Source organism: Puniceicoccus vermicola (assembly GCF_014230055.1).
Taxonomy (GTDB): domain Bacteria; phylum Verrucomicrobiota; class Verrucomicrobiia; order Opitutales; family Puniceicoccaceae; genus Puniceicoccus; species Puniceicoccus vermicola.
In genome coordinates, this window is the sequence record NZ_JACHVA010000132.1 from 41,320 (window position 1) to 60,046 (window position 18,727).

Annotated in this window: 13 protein-coding genes; 7 read left to right on the forward strand and 6 right to left on the reverse strand. The window is 54.9% G+C overall.

The window, feature by feature from the left end; all coding sequences use genetic code 11:
- Nucleotides 1-77: 77 nt before the first annotated feature.
- Nucleotides 78-2,249 carry an SGNH/GDSL hydrolase family protein gene (locus H5P30_RS18525; protein ID WP_185694400.1) on the reverse strand — a complete coding sequence of 724 codons (2,172 nt, stop codon included), beginning with the start codon at nt 2,247-2,249 and terminating at the stop codon, nt 78-80.
- A gap of 322 nt (nt 2,250-2,571) precedes the next feature.
- On the opposite strand from H5P30_RS18525, the gene H5P30_RS18530 reads away from it, so the two are divergent.
- The 6 genes from H5P30_RS18530 to H5P30_RS22325 all read left to right on the forward strand — a co-directional run bounded on the left by H5P30_RS18530 (nt 2,572) and on the right by H5P30_RS22325 (nt 11,788).
- On the forward strand, nt 2,572-3,708 hold the full coding sequence (locus H5P30_RS18530) for a GntR family transcriptional regulator (protein ID WP_185694401.1): 1,137 nt from the start codon (nt 2,572-2,574) through the stop codon (nt 3,706-3,708).
- Between the two features lie 166 nt (nt 3,709-3,874).
- Nucleotides 3,875-5,125: an SGNH/GDSL hydrolase family protein gene (locus H5P30_RS18535; RefSeq protein WP_185694402.1), complete on the forward strand. Its 1,251-nt coding sequence runs from the start codon at nt 3,875-3,877 to the stop codon at nt 5,123-5,125.
- Nucleotides 5,122-9,330 carry a hypothetical protein gene (locus H5P30_RS18540; protein ID WP_185694403.1) on the forward strand — a complete coding sequence of 1,403 codons (4,209 nt, stop codon included), beginning with the start codon at nt 5,122-5,124 and terminating at the stop codon, nt 9,328-9,330. The genes H5P30_RS18535 and H5P30_RS18540 overlap by 4 nt, the downstream gene beginning before the upstream one ends.
- 25 nt (nt 9,331-9,355) lie before the next feature.
- The gene (locus tag H5P30_RS18545; protein WP_185694404.1) at nt 9,356-10,414 is read left to right on the forward strand and encodes a glycoside hydrolase family 130 protein; all 1,059 of its coding nucleotides are present in this window, start codon (nt 9,356-9,358) and stop codon (nt 10,412-10,414) included.
- A 20-nt stretch (nt 10,415-10,434) separates the two neighbouring features.
- Nucleotides 10,435-11,067 carry a sulfatase-like hydrolase/transferase gene (locus H5P30_RS22320; RefSeq protein WP_185694405.1) on the forward strand — a complete coding sequence of 211 codons (633 nt, stop codon included), beginning with the start codon at nt 10,435-10,437 and terminating at the stop codon, nt 11,065-11,067.
- On the forward strand, nt 11,057-11,788 hold the full coding sequence (locus H5P30_RS22325; RefSeq protein WP_185694406.1) for a sulfatase-like hydrolase/transferase: 732 nt from the start codon (nt 11,057-11,059) through the stop codon (nt 11,786-11,788). The genes H5P30_RS22320 and H5P30_RS22325 overlap by 11 nt, the downstream gene beginning before the upstream one ends.
- Before the next feature lie 392 nt (nt 11,789-12,180).
- On the opposite strand, the gene H5P30_RS18560 is transcribed toward H5P30_RS22325, so the two are convergent.
- Together H5P30_RS18560 and H5P30_RS18565 are read right to left on the reverse strand one after the other, a co-directional pair.
- Nucleotides 12,181-13,563 carry an FAD-dependent oxidoreductase gene (locus tag H5P30_RS18560; RefSeq protein ID WP_185694407.1) on the reverse strand — a complete coding sequence of 461 codons (1,383 nt, stop codon included), beginning with the start codon at nt 13,561-13,563 and terminating at the stop codon, nt 12,181-12,183.
- 51 nt (nt 13,564-13,614) lie between these two features.
- Nucleotides 13,615-14,469: a PEP-CTERM sorting domain-containing protein gene (locus H5P30_RS18565; protein ID WP_185694408.1), complete on the reverse strand. Its 855-nt coding sequence runs from the start codon at nt 14,467-14,469 to the stop codon at nt 13,615-13,617.
- A gap of 117 nt (nt 14,470-14,586) precedes the next feature.
- On the opposite strand from H5P30_RS18565, the gene H5P30_RS18570 reads away from it, so the two are divergent.
- Nucleotides 14,587-15,618, forward strand: a complete 1,032-nt coding sequence (locus tag H5P30_RS18570) for a LacI family DNA-binding transcriptional regulator (protein ID WP_185694409.1) — start codon at nt 14,587-14,589, stop codon at nt 15,616-15,618.
- Between the two features lie 15 nt (nt 15,619-15,633).
- Here the strand turns inward: H5P30_RS18570 and H5P30_RS18575 are convergent, their stop codons facing one another.
- The 3 genes from H5P30_RS18575 to H5P30_RS18585 form a co-directional block, all read right to left on the reverse strand.
- Nucleotides 15,634-17,394, reverse strand: coding sequence for an NHL repeat-containing protein (locus H5P30_RS18575; protein ID WP_185694410.1), 1,761 nt, complete (start codon nt 17,392-17,394; stop codon nt 15,634-15,636).
- Complete coding sequence (locus tag H5P30_RS18580; protein WP_185694411.1) at nt 17,384-17,854, reverse strand: DOMON domain-containing protein; 471 nt, start codon at nt 17,852-17,854, stop codon at nt 17,384-17,386. Before H5P30_RS18580 ends, H5P30_RS18575 begins: the two co-directional genes overlap by 11 nt.
- 97 nt (nt 17,855-17,951) lie before the next feature.
- On the reverse strand, nt 17,952-18,727 hold a 776-nt coding region (locus H5P30_RS18585; RefSeq protein WP_185691384.1), incomplete at its 5' end, for an IS4 family transposase.

Sequence of the window (18,727 nt, forward strand, 5' to 3'; positions counted from 1 at the left end):
TTGCGATAAAAATGCACGGCCAATTGCCTCACAACCTTCCCAAGGTTACACAGAAACTATACAGGATAAATTTACCCCTACTTCACTCGGACTCGATAAGGCAGCGAGCCTTCCGGATCCAACCGAACCACTCCATACCAACGAGTATTCCAAGGGTGCCCATCCTCCGCCCACATGAGAAACGTCGGCTTCCGCCCCTCGATTCTATGAGTCCAAACAATCGACAGCCCGAGATCGCCGGATTCGGGCCAAGCACTGGTGTTCAAGAACTCGTACGGAACAAAAATCTCCCCCGAGAGCCTTCCGCGCTCTTCCTGATAATCGAATTGGATTCCACTTGTCGCCTCCGAAGAATCGCCAGCGCGCACGGTTAGTTTCCCATCCTTGGCGAACGATCCCCCCACCCAAGTGTAGGGTCCTGCGGTTCCCAACTCCTCGGGGCTCCGCGGATCGAAGTATACAGCGAATTGGTCGGCACGTGTATTTCCGGTTCCGCGAAATGCCAGATAGAGGCCTTCTTCTCCCGCAGCAAAACTCCACTCGAGATTACAATCCTCCACTCTCTCCCGAAAATCACGCGGTCCCGAGGTCCAACGCGCTTGGATTCGTTCTCCCACAGGAACCCAGAAAGCGTCCGACCATTCGTCCAAATTCCCATCCACTGTCGCTTCCATCGAGGTTGCCCCTCCGAAGCGGGTATACGCCAACTCTCCGACTGCCCAGGTGGTCTCCGCCCCAACCTGAATCTTCTCTTGAAGCGGGATTCTTCCAACTGGTTCTTCCTCTGGAATCGTCACGAAAACCTTCCTCTCTTCATCACCAACCAACAAGCTCACCTCCATGACTCCCGCGTCGGTCACGTAGCGCTGCAGAGGAAAATCCAAAGTCGGAGACCAAGGAACATGAACTCCTCTTGCCTGATTTCCATCCCGCCATTGATCCAGAATGACCACGTAGGGCCCCGGCTGACGAAAAACCTGCTCGATCCCCGGCATCAAGAGATCTTCCGGACCTTCGATTCCAGGCCAGCGAAAGACAAACCTCGCCGAATTTCCTGAAGCGATTTCATAAGGCTCCTCTCCGGCAACCGACTCCTGAGGGATCGGATAGAACCTCAAGACACCGGAGAGATTCTCCGGCGTCAGATTTCGCGCGAGAATTTCGGTCTCCACCCCGCCATCAACCCATCTCGTTTGACCGCTAAGTTCCAATCGGCCCGGCTCTGAGAATCCATTGATTCGATCAAAAACCGCCCGCGCCAGAGCTAAATGGCCGAGGGCATTCGGATGAATCGTGTCTCCTTTGCCTCCGTTTTCAATCAAGCTCGTGAATGGTTTCGAATAATGCAGTGGAAACATCGGCCACAGCCCTTCCCCCACCGCCAGAAGACTTTCTCCACCTTCGCCCCAAAGAGCTTCGAATGTATCCGCCACTGGCACACCGATTTCCTGGGCCAGATCGCGCCGAGCGGCGGAATAAGTTTGGGTCCGAAAAATCTTCGAAGGTTCGATCATTTGGCCACTGCGATCCGGCAAAACGATCCCAGTGTCCGGAGTGGGATCCAGCAAGATCACGTCGGCATCAAACTCTTCCCGCAGATGATCCACTAACCATTCGGTTTGTTCAAGGTATGCTGGCAAGGGAACCCGCGCCCCTTGATCGTTCAGCCCATACATAATCACAGCCAGATTCGGATCTACCCCCTTCGTATCCCTCGCAAAATTACGCACCGACGCGTCGTTGCTACGCCCGGGATAAGCTCGTTCAATCACGCTTACCTGCTGATTCCCAGTAGCCCGCCGCAACATCATCGCCAGCATGGTTGGGTAATCCCCGGTAGCGGTTACTGAGTCACCCATCGCGAGAATCGTGAACCTATCTCCCGCGAGCAGACGCTGCCCCTGACGGGGCAACTGTTCGAGTAGGGCTTCCTCATTCAGCGGAGGAGGCAGGTTCATCGCCATTCCCCTCAATTCCCGATCGCCGACACGAATCCGATAGATGCCTTCGGTTCGAGGCGTCCAGAATGCCACCCCTTCCTGAAAATCCAACGAATCAGTCTCCTTTTCGACCGCACCGTCGGCCGAAAAGGTCGTAATCTCCGCAGAATACTGCCCCTCGAAACCATCCACCCAGATCTTGACCGGATCGCCGATAAAAACGAGCGAAGGAACCGTGTTCTCCGCTTGGAGAATCATCGAAGTCCAGATCAGTAAGACAAGACTGGCAGTGGTTCGCAAAAGCACCATCCTCACGAATCTAATTGAGGAAAAATTCCCAGGCAAGCAATCGCCTTTACGCCCCCGATCCATCTCAACACCCGGATGGCGTTCAATTGCTAGACCGATTCTATCGGCTCTAAATTGCTTTCCTCAAGCGAGATCTGAATTCAGATCCGATGCCCACCTCTCATCGTTTCTAGACCGATCTCGTAATCGTATATGAAATGTATGGGGCGCGAAAATGCATGCCGTCACGGGCCAGCGATGTTTGCGCCTCCTTCGATTCCGGCCCGGCCGAAACCCGAAAGTTTTCACTTGGTTGCGCACGACCATTTCCTATCCTCTGAGAATGTCCCGAAAGCAAGTTGAGCGCCATCTTCCTCCGATCGAGGATACCTTTACCAACTTCGGAGGATTTGCACCCAATGCGAGTCGGCAGGCCATGCTGCTGCGGACTTTGCGCGAGGCAACCCAGAGACTCCGCGGGAAGGATAGCATTCCTTTCTATTCAATGCGGGAGATCGCACACTATTTTGGAGTGCCTTTGCGCACCGTCGCAATTGTCTACGAGAATCTGGAGCTCGAAGGTCTATTGAATCGGATCCGTGGGTCGAAAACGATGCTGGTCGGCACCTCAATTGCACCCAGTAAGCCGGTTCGGGCGTTAATTGGCATCCCTCTCTGGCTTCATGCTGTCGTGGTTTCACCTTACTCGCGTCTTTTGCATTGGGAACTTGAGGAACGTCTGCGCCATTGTGGGTTTGTTGCGGATATCATCTTTTTTCGAGGAGATGAAGTTAATCGACCCGAATTTGCCGAGCGACTCCTCCAGCACAATCTAAACTACATAATTTGGCACACCCCCCATCCTCTTTCCTCTCATGTGATTCTTTCACTGAAAGACAGCGGCGTGAAGCAAATCCTGATTCACCCAAGCGACAATTTCTCCAGTCTGTCACTCCCGACCTACTATCAGGATTGGAAATCCGCCTATCGGCAAATGTCTTCGGATTGGCGGGCTAACGGAATCAAGACCGTTCTTGTCCCGGAACCCACCTACATGCCCTCCCAGCGGGCGATGAAGAGTTTTGCAGCCACTGTCGGAACACGGGACCTCGACGTACGCTTCATTGAGGGCTCGGCTGCAGACCTTCACAAAGCAGCCCTAAAACAACCGGAAAATTCAACAGTCGTTGCCTTTCTGGACCAACTGGGGGCCGACACGATCTGCAACGAGGAACCCGTCATCATCGAACAGATTCTTCAGCACTGCCGCGTCGCCTTTTGCCGGGGCCCCCTCCGAGTCCCTTACTTTCATCACCGAAAAGCCCAGGCTGACCTAGTCCGATTCTCGGCTCGAGAAATTGCAGAGAAAATTGTCAACGACATCCGCGACAATAAGATTCCCGGAGAAGGACCAATCCACACCTTCAAAGCGATGTACGAACCTCAGGCCGCTTTCGGATCGAACTCCGAGAATTTATAGCCTCTGCCCTCCTATTTTCCAACAGAGATTTGAAAAAACATTTTCCTCTCTCTGGATCCAGAGTCACATTCTCCCCCCCGGTATTTCCGAGATGCTACATAATCAACTGTACCAATAGTGTTCGGATAGGTTTTTCTGCTGGTTCCCCTTAGAACCAATCCTTTAAATGCGAAACCGAACTATTATTCTCCTTGCCTGCTGCGCTATTGGACTCCAGGCCTCCGTCGCTCAAACCACGACACAATCCGAAGATTCTGATCCATCCCTCCGAGAATTCCACCAGAAAGCCTCATCCGGCGAACCCGTCGATGTTGTGTTTTTGGGCGGCTCGCTGACTTGGGGAGCCAATGCCAGTGATCCACAACTAACGAGCTACCGGGGACGGATGATGGAATGGCTCAGAGAACAGTATCCAGAAACGCCCATTCACTTCCACGACGCGGCGATCGGTGGCAGTGGATCCGACCTGGGCCTATTTCGAATCGACCGGGACGTGCTACCCTACGATCCAGACTTGGTTTTCCTCGATTTCACCGTGAATGATGGTCCAGAGGGAAAGGACGAAGAGAGACTATCCACGTATGAAACACTCATGCGGGAAATCATCGAGAGTGATTCCGCCCTCATGCAGGTTCTCATGATGTTCAAATGGAACGTAAAGCCGGAGGGAACTCCCCTCCCCCCACGCCACCAAGCCCACATAAGACTCGGCGAAACGTACAATGTTCCTGTCGCGAACGTAATTCCCCACGTCAATGCTATCGTCAATGGTGGAGTGCCTATTGAAAAAGTCTGGCCGTTCGATGGGGCTCATCCTGACGACTTCGGCTACGAGCTCTTTTTTGAAGCGGTCCGTGACCGATTCCTCGAGGCCATTGATAATCCGGAAATGGTGGCGACGATCCCAGAAGAGGCAGTCTACGGAGACCGCTACGCACAACACCACCGGACAATTCTGAAAGACTCCGAAACCCTCCCGGAAGGATGGACAATCGAAAAAACCTATCGTACTTCGCTTTGGTTCGATGGTCTTTCCAGCCGCTGGATGACTGATGTGATATGTGCCTCCAAAGAAGCCGAATCCCAACCCCTAGAAGTCGAGTTTGAAGGGTCGCTGGTCGGATTCTTCGGAGAACGAAATGGTCTGACTCCAAACGTAAATATCTGGATTGACGGCGAACCTGTTCCGTACCCGAAAGCCAAGGACGGAAGCACTTCCTGGCCCCTCAGTACCGCCCGCTTCGCGCCCCCCAAGAAAGGGAGCGGAAACCTCTTTATGTGGACACTCATTGCCGACGACCTTGATGATGGCCCGCACACGCTCAAGATTGAGCCTATCTGGAAAGGGGCTGATTCTGACTCTGAACTTCGCATCGAGAGTGTCTGCAGTGCCGGAATGCTTAGGCTTCCAAAATGAGAGCCCAAGACCTTCAAAGAGCCCTGAGTGAAGGCCGCTACGAAACGGCACGCCGAATTGGAAACAAGTTGCTGCAAGAGGAGACGAATGAGAGAGTCTCCGTACTCTTTTTGCTCCACGATGCCTTGGTTCTTCTCGCAGATTTCGGCACGGCCAAGGATCTTCTCGAATCGAACCAAGAGATTCTCCAGAGCCATGGTTTCCAGTCAGCGCTCCGGAAAGCCTCGGACTATCGAACCCTTGCTGAAGAAGGCCACTACCGAACTTCGAAAGAAGGCCGGCAAGGCTACACGATCGACGAATACATCGACAAATATAATGGACTTGCTCTACAGAGCCTGAGGGAAGCGCGTGCCCTCGCACAGGCCCCCGAAGAACAGGAACAACTGAGTCAGTTCGAAGCGGGACCGACTCCAGCTCCCTTCTCGCGCCCCGAATCCATCCCCGCTCTTCCCGAGTCAAAAGAACGAGGCAATTTACGCGGTCGCATCCTGCTCCCCGACGGTTCGCCTGCCGCCCGCTCCACCGCGACTCTCGGTCTTCATGTCGCCGTTGAAAGCCCGGACTTTTCCACCTTTACCTCCTCGGGGATGCACAGTCACCCCCGGATTGGCCCCCTTCGGAAAATCGTCGCCCAAACAGACGCCCAAGGAAACTTCGAGATGGACGACATTCCCTGTGGCACACATGACTTTCTAGCGGTCACCCTCGATCCTACTCAATGGGAGGTGCCGACGCGTTTCCTGCGTCGCGAAATCGCTGTCACAGCCGACCACGAAACTGACCTCGGCGAGATAACGGCCGAAGTATGGCAGAGTGCCCCGCCGCGTCCATTTCAATCCCCCCATCCCGATTCTTTCGAAGATCAGGGAACCGTTTGGAACAAATGCGGAGAGTGGAAACTCCGCAATCCGTTCTATTACGAGTTCCCCCGCCAGCTTCTCACCTTATCCGTTCCCGAGAGGAGCAAAGGGTTCCGCATCCGAATCGATCCGCAACGGGACGAACCCTTTCAAATTTCCCAGGATGGTGCCAATCTTCTCACCGAACTGGGCCCGAAATCCGAGAAAGTCATCGCTGTTTACGAATCTCCGAACACGGCCCACAAAAGCCCATTCCCCCAGCACCCTCTTCGCCTCGAAAAGGAAGAGGAAGGGTCGTGGATCATTGAGACTGGAGCTGCCTCCTATCGGCTCGCAGGAGATGAACCTTCTGCCGACATTGCCCCGATTCTCGCCGTCAAAGGGATTGATCAAAAATGGCGAGGCCGAGGTCGCTTCCGCCTGCCGGAAGGAGTCAGAGTAGCCCATAGAGACACTCAATTACTCGAAAAGGGGCCGCTTCTCATTCGCGTTCGCAGCAACTACACTTTCAGCAACGGATGCCAGTATTCTCTCGAGATGACCGCTCTTAGCGGCGAACCGTTACTACTGATTCACGAGCGATCCGACCATTTGGAAGGAGCCGCTTTCGAGTTTTCCCTCCCCGAATTGTCTGGAGGGCGCGGATACCTGCACTGGACCCCCGAATCCGGATCTCATCACTGGCGCACTTTGGAAGCGCGGGATGAAATCATTGGCCAGCTTCCCGAATCCGTGCCTTGGTGGATCCCTCCGCAAGGCTTTGGCTACGCCATGACCCCGGAAGGTCTCGAAGAGGCCGACTACATCGGAATCTTCACCCGTCGGCGCGGCCAATGGATTGATCGCGCATTTGAAAAGATTGCTCAAGGTCCGATTGATCCCGACGGCACAGAGAACTGCGAATTGGAGTGGCCTCACCCGGAGATGGTCGGATCTTCGATCTCTATGATCTACGCCCACACGGACGCAAGTGGCGATGCCTTCTACCGCTTTGGTTTCTTCGACGGAGAGCGTCAATGGGCACTGTACGTTTCCGATTTCGGCTTGAATGATGGCCCTGGCAAAGACTTCGGTCGAAAACAGCACGCCTATTCCTCACCTCGTCTTCAAGAATACAAAGACTGGCATTTCGATGTCGAGGACACGCAAACTCGACCCCATCTCGTCGCCCAGAGAGAGAAACTGCCCGGTCTTCGGATAAAATCCCATTCGGGCCCTTTTCAAGGCCTGTGGGAAAAGATCCGCCGTGAGCCTGAACTGCCCGGCCCGCGGGATGGTCTTCTTTTCGCCATCGACAACGATCCTCTCATTGCCTGGGAAAAGCGAATCCTGCTCAATTACGTCGCCGAGAATCGGTCTACCATGACCCTACTGGGGCGAGATTGGTCGGACATGTATTCGCCGGTCGGCGGTCGAGACATTACGAAATGGGCGGAGGAATACGATCTAGTCGCAGCCAGCGGAGTATTCACTCCCGAGGAAGAACGCCAGATTCGGGATTTCTTCATCCTCATGGGGCACCTTTACATGGAAGAGGATTTCATGAATTGGCGCTTCAACGGACGCAACGCCAACTTTGAGGCGGACCGAACAGACATCGTGGGGGCGATAGGCCTCGTTTTCCAGGGCCACCCCGACTCGAAAAAATTCGTCGACCACGTTCTGGAGCGAACTCGCAAAGCCCTCCTCGCCTATTGCACTCCCGGCAGCGGTCGATGGTACGAAAATCCCGCTTGCTATTATCTGCACGCTTCCCGCTGCCGGATTAATCTAGTCTATCACCTGGCCCACAAAGGACTCGTCGATCTCCAAAGCATTCCGAGACTCAAAGAATTCCTCCGTTGGGGAATCCTCCTTCTCACTCCGCCCCACGCCTCCACCTACTCGGTCATGCGAGACGGAGCGGAAACCGCATTTCTTGAAGACGACAAAGTCCGCAAGGTTCCACCTGTCGGCGACCATGCGGGAATCGGAAAATGGTTGTCTGAGCATTACGCCTACATGGGTAAAATGTTCCGCGATACCGATCCTGAGTTTGCCCGTGAACTAATCGACGCCTATTTTGTCGCCAATGCAGACGGACTTCGCCTCCTGGGAAAAGCCTCTTGGGAGAATCAGAGTCCCGAATCCACACCGGATGGCTCGATGACTGGGGCAGTGGCCGGAAACCTGCCCCTCCTCTTTTGTAATTTCGACGTGAGCGACATCCCCGAGAACCCATCGCTCAGACTGCAAAGCCGGAGACTGGAAGGATTCGGAGGTGTCTTCCGCAATGGCGTGAATACCGATTCTGAAAGCTACCTGCTCGTCAAGCAAGGCCCGGGCGGCTACCGCTATCACCGGACGGAAGGCAGCTTTATCCTTTTCTCGGAAGGCCGTCCCCTCGTTTTTGATGGTGGAGAGGCCGGTGAAACCTGGCGCCACAGCACTCTCTCCTTCCACGACGTCCACATGCCCCTTTCCCCTGCACGCGTCGAACGCCATTTCGACGCGAGGGGCGTACAATTCATTCAAGGAGCGCACCCCGTTATTCTCAAGCCCGGCGAACCCGTTTTCCTGAACGATTCCTGCCGCCACGAGCTGGTCGAAGAAGCTTATCGCCGGTTTCAAATCGATCCCCCTGCCGTGGCAAGAAGCTTCTCATGGATCGACAACGAGTATCTCTTGATCCATGATGATCTAAGCGCGTCTCGTCCGAATCTCTCCCATTGGCATATTCAAGTCGTGGGTGGCACGCCGGAAACTCTGGGCCCTCACGACTACCGATTCCCCGGCCGATTCGGAATGGATCTGCGAGTGGTTCTGCCCGATCAGGAATTTGATGGGGAGAAGGTCGAAAACTTGCCGATCCTGCACTACTCCGGCACTCCGGAATCGTGGTTCTCCATGGAGCATCTCCAACTGAGTCTCCGTGACGCAAATCAGTATCTGGCCGCGCTCCATCCCGTGAGAAGTGGAATGCCAGATCCCTTTACCATAGAAGCCATTCGCAATGAGAACGGAATCGTCGGTGCAAGAATTTCATCCGAAAACCGTAAAGACCTCCATTGGTTTTGTCGCAGCGGACTATCCTGGGAGGAATCCAAGATTCGATTCTCGGGAAGTTACGGAGCCCTTCTGCGAACCGGAAGTCAAACTCGACTCGTTCTCTTCGGCGCCGGCAACCTCCAGTCTAAGGAAATACTCCTGCAAAGCGATGGTCCCAACGCTGTTCTCACTCTCGAGGGCCGCTCTCTTGGCCTGGAAGCTATCGGAGACGGGAAAATCATAATCAAAACACCCAGTCTTTCACGTGAGTTCGTCGTATCAAACGGAGACGGACTTCAGTTCAATCACGGCTAATCCATAAATTATTACTATTCCAACCATGAATTCTCCAGTGAAGATTGACCGATTTCCCGCGAACCCCCTCTTCCGTCCAGAAGACATTCAGCCATCGCAACCGAATCTGAAGATCATGTGTTCCTTCAATCCGGGGGCGATTCTCTTTCAAGGCAAACGCCTTCTTCTTCTTAGAGTGGCCGAAATGGCGATCCCCGATGAAGGCTGCGTCGCTACGCCCATTTTCGATCCGGAGACCGGCGAAGTCCACATTCAGCAATTCAAGAAGGACGACCCCGACCTCGAAGTACCCGACCCCCGCTTCTTCAAGCATAAAGGCAAGATCTACCTGACCAGTCTGAGCCACCTTCGCATAGCGACCTCGGAGGACGGACTGGACTTCACCATCGATGAAGGTCCCAGCATCTTCCCAGTCGGCCCCTACGAAACCTTCGGCATTGAGGACGCCCGCATCACGGAAATAGAAGGAACCTACTATATCAACTACACCGCTGCATCCGATTTCGGTGTAGTCACCTCGCTGATCACAACAACCGACTTCCGGAAATTCGAACGGAAAGGTATCATTTTCGGTCCCGACAACAAAGACGTCGCGATCTTCCCCGAGAAAATCGATGGACGCTATCAAGCCTTTCACCGTCCGGCGGTGGTACACACCGGCAAACCCTCGATCTGGACCGCTTCTTCAACCGACATGCTAGACTGGGGGCGTCACGAGTACGTCATCGGTCCACGCTCCGGTCACTGGGACTGCGAGCGGGTGGGTGCCGGAAGCGCTCCGATCAAAACACCGGAAGGCTGGCTCGCTTTTTACCATGCGGCCGACTACAGTACGCGATACTGCCTCGGCCTTCTTCTACTGGATCTCAAGAAACCCTCGAAGGTTCTGGCCCGCTCGGAAGAGCCCTTCTTTGTTCCGGAAACACCTTATGAGTGCGAGGGTGGCTTCATGCCCAACGTCGTCTTCCACAATGGAACCATCGCTCCCGGTGATGGCACCGTGGAACTTTACTACGGCGGCGGCGATCTCGTCACCTGCGGCGCCCGAGTTCAACTTTCCGACCTCCTCTCGCATTTAAAGTAAGCGTGTAACCCTTTCGGATCATGGCGAAACCTCCCCCCAATCTAATCTGGATCTTCGGCGACCAGCACCGCGCCCAAGCGCTTGGATTTCGGGGCGATCCGAACCTTTCCACCCCCAACTTGGACCGTCTCGCGAGCCAAGGACTTAGTTTTGAGAAAGCATTGACCAATAGTCCGCTCTGCTGCCCAGCCCGCGGAAGCCTCCTCACAGGAAAATATCCTCAACACGCCGTCCAGGGACACGCCGAACCCTTGGATCCCGATACGCCGACGATCGCTCACGCCTTCAAGGACAATGGCTATCACACGGCGTGGTTTGGAAAGTGGCATGTCGATGGCAAAGACCTTTCCGACGCCCCGACCCCGGAAAAAATTGTACCCCGGCAGCGGCGCGGTGGATTTGATACGTGGATTGGCTATGAGAACAAAAACACCAACACCCTGTATGACATCTGGATTCACGGTCATCGCGATAAAGAAGAGATCCCCCAGCACCGCCTCCCCGGATTCGAGACCGATGCTCTTTCGGATCATTTTATAGCTCACCTCGAAGAAATGGCCTCACGGGAGACGCAGCAGCCCTTCTTCGCTTCTCTCTCGGTTCAGCCACCCCACGACCCCTACACTCCCGCCAGAACCATGGATGAAAGGTAAGTCCGCAGGGAATATTCGCTTCCGCCCGAATGTCCCCGACATTCCCCGCATCCGCGAGAAAGCCTCCCGTGACCTCTGCGGCTATTACGGAGCCATCGAGAACCTCGACTGGAACGTCGGTCGCATCGTCGACACTCTTCAGCGACTGGGATTGTACGAGAACACGCACATCCTCTTCTTTTCCGACCACGGAGATATGCACGGTTCTCATGGTCAATTCCTCAAAACCAGCCCCCACGAGGAATCGATCCGGATTCCGCTCATTCTTTCAGGGGTGGATCCCACCTCCTACGGCCCGCTTCGCTCCGGCAATACAGACGCCCTCTGCACGAACGTCGATCTCGGCCCAACCTCGCTTGGACTCTGCGGTCTGCCCGTACCAGACTCCATGGCCGGACGAGATTTATCCGCTCTTCGTCTGAACCGCGAAGACGAACCGGTCCTTCCGGATTCCGCCTACATCCAGATCGTCAAACCCACAGGGCACCCCGACAGTGTCGAGCGATCTTGGCGAGGCATTGTTTCAGACGATGGCTGGAAATACGTCTGCCTCGAAGGAGGACTGCCCTGGCTGCTCTTCAATCTGAACGAAGATCCCTACGAGCAAGCAAATCTGGCTCTAAACCCCCGTTTCGCGGAGAATCGCCAGAAACTCCACGACCGATTGCGTCAGTGGGTCAGGGATACAGAAGACGAATTTGACCTCCCGAACCTCGTGTAGCGAAATTCTGCCTCTTTCAAGGAGGTCCTGGTTCGGCACTGTAAAGGCCCGAGCCAAATACCGATTTCAGGAAGATCCGATAATTTTCGCGGGACTGGAAACGAGGCTAGGCACCTGCGCACCGCTAGGATGAAAGGGATAGCGTCAGTCTTCTGCCTCCTCAGCGGTGCATAGCTGGAAAAGATGAAAAGGAAAGCAGCAAGACTTCGGTGGAGTCCCTCTCACAATTCGAAATCTCCGAATCCAGATGCCCTGGGTCCCGCAGGTTTGGGAACCATGCATGCGAAAAGGAGCGCCACTTCGGCAGACTCGAGGAATCAGCGAAGTCGCTAGTCAAATTGGCACCATTCGCAATGAATTCGCCCGTGGGCAACTCAGATCAGATTTCTCTCTTAGGCTTCCACGGTAAGGCCGAGTGCTTCTTCCAGGTTCTCCAGGCAAAACTTCACTCGCTTCGTATCAGCATCGGTGAGAGTCTCGTCTCTCCGAACCACATCAGCCGCAAAAGCCCCAGCAGCCTCCCCCATCGCCACGGAATTCCCGGTGACTCGGTAACTGGAGTGGGCGATAAAATCTCCACTGATGTTCCGCCCAGCCATCATCAAATTGTCCACATCCGCGGCAATCATCGCCCGCAGCGGCACATCGTAGGGCTGGGACCTCATCTTGTTTTCCGCGTCAAAGCCGCTGGACTTACCCTTTATTTTCGTCGCATGCACATCGATTGGAAAATGAACCCGGCAAACGGCATCGGAGTGGCTTCGCCCTTCTGTCAGATCCTCCGCGGTCACCGTATAGCGCCCCTGGATTCGCCGCCCTTCACGAATTCCAATGTGGGCTCCCGTGGCGACGACCCGCAAACCTTCCCAAGGCCCACCAGAGTCGCGCATCTGCCGAATCGCCAACATGACCTCGTTGCGGGCCTCAAATGTCGCCTTGCTCAGTTCATCCGCATTTAAGGCACTGCCGTATTTATGATTCATCATGAACCCGTAGAGGTCCGGACGGATCTCGAACAACACCGGCGCTCCGTAACTCGTATTCACTCCGGCGGCTTCGATCGCTTCTTTGAGACATTTCCCCGCCTTGCGCGCCAGAGGCTGCACACGGTCGACATGCGGAGTCTGCACCATGCACATCAAAGTCAATGGCTGCACCTCGCCGCTGTCCGGACGTCCTAACGAGAAGCGACATCCCGCTTGAGCGGCCAAGTCGCCGTCCCCGGTCGCGTCGATAAATATTTTGCCGCCCCACGCCTCACGGCCCGATTTCGACTCAGTAATCACCGCCGTGATTTTCCGCGGATCTTCCCTGTCTTTCACAACGGAACACACTCTGGTGTAGAGACGGGTATTCACCTTGAGCTGCAGACACTCGCGTTCCAGAACCCACTTCATGGTCTCGGGTTCATAGATGAAACAGTGCTCCGCCCATCCGGGCTTCGGCTCTGCAAAAGACTCGTCCAAACCCTTGCGCCGGGCATAACCGCCCAAACGGTCCAGTTCCGAGGTCAATCGATTGGTCACCGGACTATCCCCTTTGGGATCGAGAACATAAGTGAGAAGGCCAGAAGTCCAAACTCCTCCGAGACATCCGGCACTTTCAATCAGTACCGTCTTCGCACCACTTGCCGCCGACGCGATTGCTGCAGCCACCCCAGCCGGACCGGCCCCGCAGACAACCACATCCGCATCACGAGCGACCGGAACGTCCCTCGCCGGCTCGGACACAAGTGATTGCCCCACTGGCTTCGATTTGAAATTCAATTCACTCATTCAACAAAATTTCAAGCCATCTCCTGAAAACTCGAGAAACCAAAAGTCGTTCTATCGCCGACGACAAAAAGCAAACGCTCCGGCTCCAGCGAAGGCTCCTAGAAGTAACGTTGCACTGGACGGTTCGGGAATCACCACGGCGTCCACTGTCGATCCAATTCGAAGCTCGTCGATCAGGAAGGCATCACTCGCCCCCATATTATAAGTGCGGGCTCCAAATGTATCCGCAGTGCTCCCATTAATGCCCATCGCTCGTTCGATCGAAACAATCGGAGATCCGAGAGTCTGCGAATCCGGGTTGAGCCAAAGTTCCAGCAGATCGAGCTCATCGCCCGCTCCGGCGGAACCATTGGAGGAAAGTCTCCCCACTAAGAAATAGGTCGTATCATCTGCATAGGTCTCGGAAGCCGAACTTTGGCTATAGGCTCCACCGGGACCATAGGCTCTGAGCCCCAATCGATTGCTCGACTGGTCGAGATCTCCGAAGGACCCGGAGGAACTATTGTAAGCCGTATCGTCGCTAATGAACATCTGCAGCCAGTTACCGGGGCCTCCCGACTCATGCCGAAACAGCATACTGAAATAAACCGCATCACCGGTGTCACTCGCCGCGAACGTACGACTGAAGATGAGGTCGCTGGAGCCCCCCACCTGCATGGCCTGAGTCCCACCGTTGACGGAGACCGAGCCATTGCTGTAGCTAAGCGAGCTCGAGACGACATCCACCGATTCATTGGCAGACCAAGCGCTCGTCCAGTCACTACCCGCATTCTGACCATTGATGTCGCCTAGGGTATAATTCTCAAAGCTATCGTAAACCGTCGCGAAGGTCTTCGTTCCCAACATGACGACAATGCCAGCCGCACAGGTGAATTGAGATAGGATCTGAATAGTATGTCTTTTCATCTTTTGGGGATTTTTCAAGTTAAGTGGAGGTCAAGGCATCCCATACCGCTCTACTTGCTTCATTGACACAATCCCGCCACAACTCTTATCAATGAGTAAGTGGCAAACTCTGTTACCATGAAAGACGTTGCCCGCGAATGTGGCGTGCACCAAACCACCGTCTCACTGGCACTGCGCAAGCATCCCAGCATCCCGCCCCATACTCGTGAGCGCATCAAGGCGGTGGCCGATCGCATGGGCTACCGCCCGAACCCCCTCGTCTCCGCCCTCATTTCCGAGAGGAAGAAGAACAAGCCCGTCGGAGACGGCTCGACGCTAGCCTTCCTAACCCATTACCCGACTGCCAACGGATGGCAGCATGCGGAAAACTACGTTCTTCTGCGCAGGATGATGGAGCAGCGTGCCAGCCGACTGGGATACAAAATCGAAGACTTCTGGATCCGGGAAAAAGGCATGACCCCACAACGGATGGGACAGATCCTCCGAAGCCGTGGCATACGGGGGATCATCTTGTGTCCCTTTCCAAAATCGGAATTCCATTTTGACTTCGATTTCAGCGACTTCGCCGCCATTGCCATCGGATTGACGTTGGTCGAGCCACGACTGGACCGCGCGACCATCGACTATGCTGCGCTGATGCAGCAGTGCATCGATCAACTCCTTCTGTCCGGCTATTCCCGAATCGGATTCGTTTCGAATACCGTTATGGATAACCGCGTGCGGCACTTGTCACTCGGTGCCTTTCAAGCGGCGCGCTATCACCAACCCGGAAAATTCCTGAACCCTGTTTTATTCAAACAGCCACACGATTCCCAATTCGCAAAATGGGTCGACTCAAAGCGTCCTGACGTTTTGATCACCTCCAACACCCCGGAATACCACGCTTTCAAGAAACTGCTTCAGGCGATGGAGCCTGAAAACCATCCACCTGAAATCGTCAGTGTGGACAGCAGGCCCGATCTCCACGCCGAACCCGGCATGGTGCACGGCATGGTGCAAGACATGGAAGCATTAGCCGAAGCCGCCATCGATTTTTTGACCAGTCGCGTCGAGCGAGGGATGACCGGCATCCCCCCGAGACCTCAGGCCATCACGATTGCCGGACAATGGAGGCAGGGAAACCTCCCGAGGACCGCGAAGGTCCGCTAACGCTGGAGAGGTCTCCTACTCCGACAACACCAGCTTCACGATGCGCTGATTGCCGGAGTCATAAACAACGGCCCGCCGCCCGTTCACGGCGATCACCTCCGGCGCGTCCAGCTCTTGAAAAGCATCGCCGGCAACATCGGTAGTGCCCACCCCCGCCAGCGGGACCAATTGCCCCTCACTTATATCAAATACTCCGACTCGATTCCGATCCGTATCTGAAATCCAAATACGGTTTTCGTCCACATCCAGATAGAAGCGTTGTCCGAATGTCCGGCTTTCATCATCTCCCCAGCCTTTCCAGCGCCGAGTCTCCCGCCAGCCCTTTCCGTCGTAGGCGAGCAAGAGCAGTTCACCATCGGCAGCGACCCAGAGGGAATTCTTCGGCCCGGTGGCGACGGAATCGAGTCGCTTGATCGGCTTCGCGGTTTGGAAGGTTGCCCCCCCCATCTCTTCCCCTGGTCTGCCGTCCGTATTCACGGATAACAACCTGGCCGAACCGTCTGCTTTCGCGAGTAGAGCGACGTTGCGGTTATTTAATTTCAGAATCGCCATGGAGACATAATCCTCCATCGGATCGTCCGTGGTATCCCGTCGTGCAGGGCCATCCAGTGAACCGCTAAACCCCATTCCCCGACCGCCCCGGAAAGGACCAAACGCCACCAGAGCGTCATTCTCGAGAACATCGGCGACGAATGATTTCTCCTCCTCCCCGCTCTTGACAGATACCGGAGCGCCCGCATGCGGGATGCCGTGTTCGAGAGGGGCATCGGACCCGTCGCTCCACGCCCACACTCCGCCGTGATACCAAACGTTTCCCGCACTATCCAGCGCGAGTGCCTTGCATCTTCGCACGGAACCGATACGACGGATGATCTCAAATCGTAGAGCATCCGGCTGCCACTCGAGAAGATGAAGGATTCCGCTCCAGCCGGAAACGGCGTAAATATGTCCTCCCAAGTAGGCCATCCCCTCTCCTTTATTGATCTCGTAGTTGCCGGGCACGTAACCGATGAAGGAACCGGAGTTTCCACCCAGCACGACACCGGGTGCCATTTCCAGATCGGCATCGAATCGACGAATCGTTCCATGATAGCTGTGACCGAACCAGGCACCGTTGAGCCATTGAAACTTATCACCGGGCATTTCCACCTCGGCATCCGGATCCTCAATATTCTTGTAGTTTAAATTCTGCGAGATGTAGATCTCTCCATCGCCGCCTGTTTCCACCGACCTCGGTGAGCTGTTCAACGTGATCACCGACTCAATCGTACCATCGGGGCGAAAACGAAAAATCTCGCTTCCCTCGCTGGCAATCCCCCACCCATCCTCGGTAGAACCGAAGGCGATGAGGTCCGCACGAATCGGGAGCTCTTCCAGCTCTGCACCATCATCGGCATCCATCGGCAGACGATAAAGACGGTTATCCCGATTGAGGACCAGTGAGTCCTCGATCCGGGTCATCTTATCCGAATTCGACGGTCTTCCCTTGAAATCAATGGGATACGTTCCAACCTGACGCCCATCCACCGTGTAGCGTTTGATCTCGAATTGACCGCCGCTGGACCAAAGAGTTCCCGAATCCTCGTCATAGACGACTCCCATTCCTGAAGTCGGCTGAGCAGCGAAGCGGACCAATGTTTCACCCGCCTCGCCCGAGTTTCCCAGAACCCCGACCACGTCCACCGTCACCGCAGGAAGACTCAGGCTCAGCACGAGACCAGAAGCGAGGACGATCGGACGGCTCAACATTGAAAATATCTTGAGATTATTCTTCATCAGACTTCCCTCCGAACTGAATTTCGCTCCACAGCGAAGGCTGCAGCATGATTTCTCCCGGAACGTCATTGACCAGTCCCGTGGCTTGATTCGACCAGTAATTCCGGAAGATATTGATGGTGCCTGCCGCGTCTCCGTAAATGACCCCAAAATCGCCCCGGAGCGTCTGCCCCTCGACCGCATCCAGTCCCAAATCGGCCAGTGGGATCGCTACCTCCACCTCGTAACGTCGACTGTATTTCTGGACTGCGATCTCCGCACTGCTCAGGCGCTTCACTACGTCGACACGTTCACTGCGCCAGGGGCTTTGAAAAAGAACCCCGTCGGCCTCTACAGCATCCGGAACACGGTGACGGTACAGCACCGCAACATCCCCTTCGGCACTGGGGGCAATGAAGAGACGGAGGTCTCCCTCAACTGCACCCTGCCGCTTCGGATTGGCTTCAGGATCGGTCTGCAATTGCAGGTCAATACCGTCACCGGTTTTGAAGAGCGACTGCCAATCGCTCCCCTGATTTCGCCAAGGTGATTCGTCGTCGACTACATAATAGAGATCACTACTGTCCAGTTAGGAACTCGTTGAATGTCAATTGATTAGGTAATTGAGGTTCGTCAAAATTTGTGCAATAATCCATAAACAGCTGATGGATAGGTGTTTTCTGAAATACGTTGACGCTCAAAACTTGCAAAATCCGGCTAAGGTTTTCGCCGAATCCATGAATCTTATTGAGACAGGCCACCATGAGGTAAACGCAGATGGCGATCCAGATTTGGGTCTTCACCGCGTTCACGGAGGTGCCGTAGAACGCTTTGATTCTGAGGTTTTGCTTGATCCATTTGAAGAACAACTCGATGTGCCAGCGACTCTTATAGATGCGGGCGATCATGATGGCAGGAAGACCGAAATGGTTGGTGATGAATACCAGACTCTTGCCTGTTTCGAGATCGACAAAGCGGATGCGTCTGAGTTTTTCGGGGTAGTCCCGTTTGCTCTTGGTAGTCTTCAAGCCGGCGCTCTGGTCGCAACGCAAGCCAATGGCTTTGTCGACCGGGCGGGACTCGCTGACGTAGAAAGCCATATTGCTCTTTGCACGGGTGACGAAGAACGCTCCGGCTTGATGGATGCGATAGAGCCGTGCGAAATCGACGTATCCACGATCCATGACATAGATGCTTCCCGACTCGAAAACGATTTGGTCGAGCACGTTCACGTCATGCACGCTACCGTCGGTAATGCTCATAAACACTGGTATGGAGCCTCTCAAGTCGATCATCGTGTGCAGCTTGACTGCGGCTTTGGTCTGCCTGAAACGAGCCCACGGGAACATCGAAA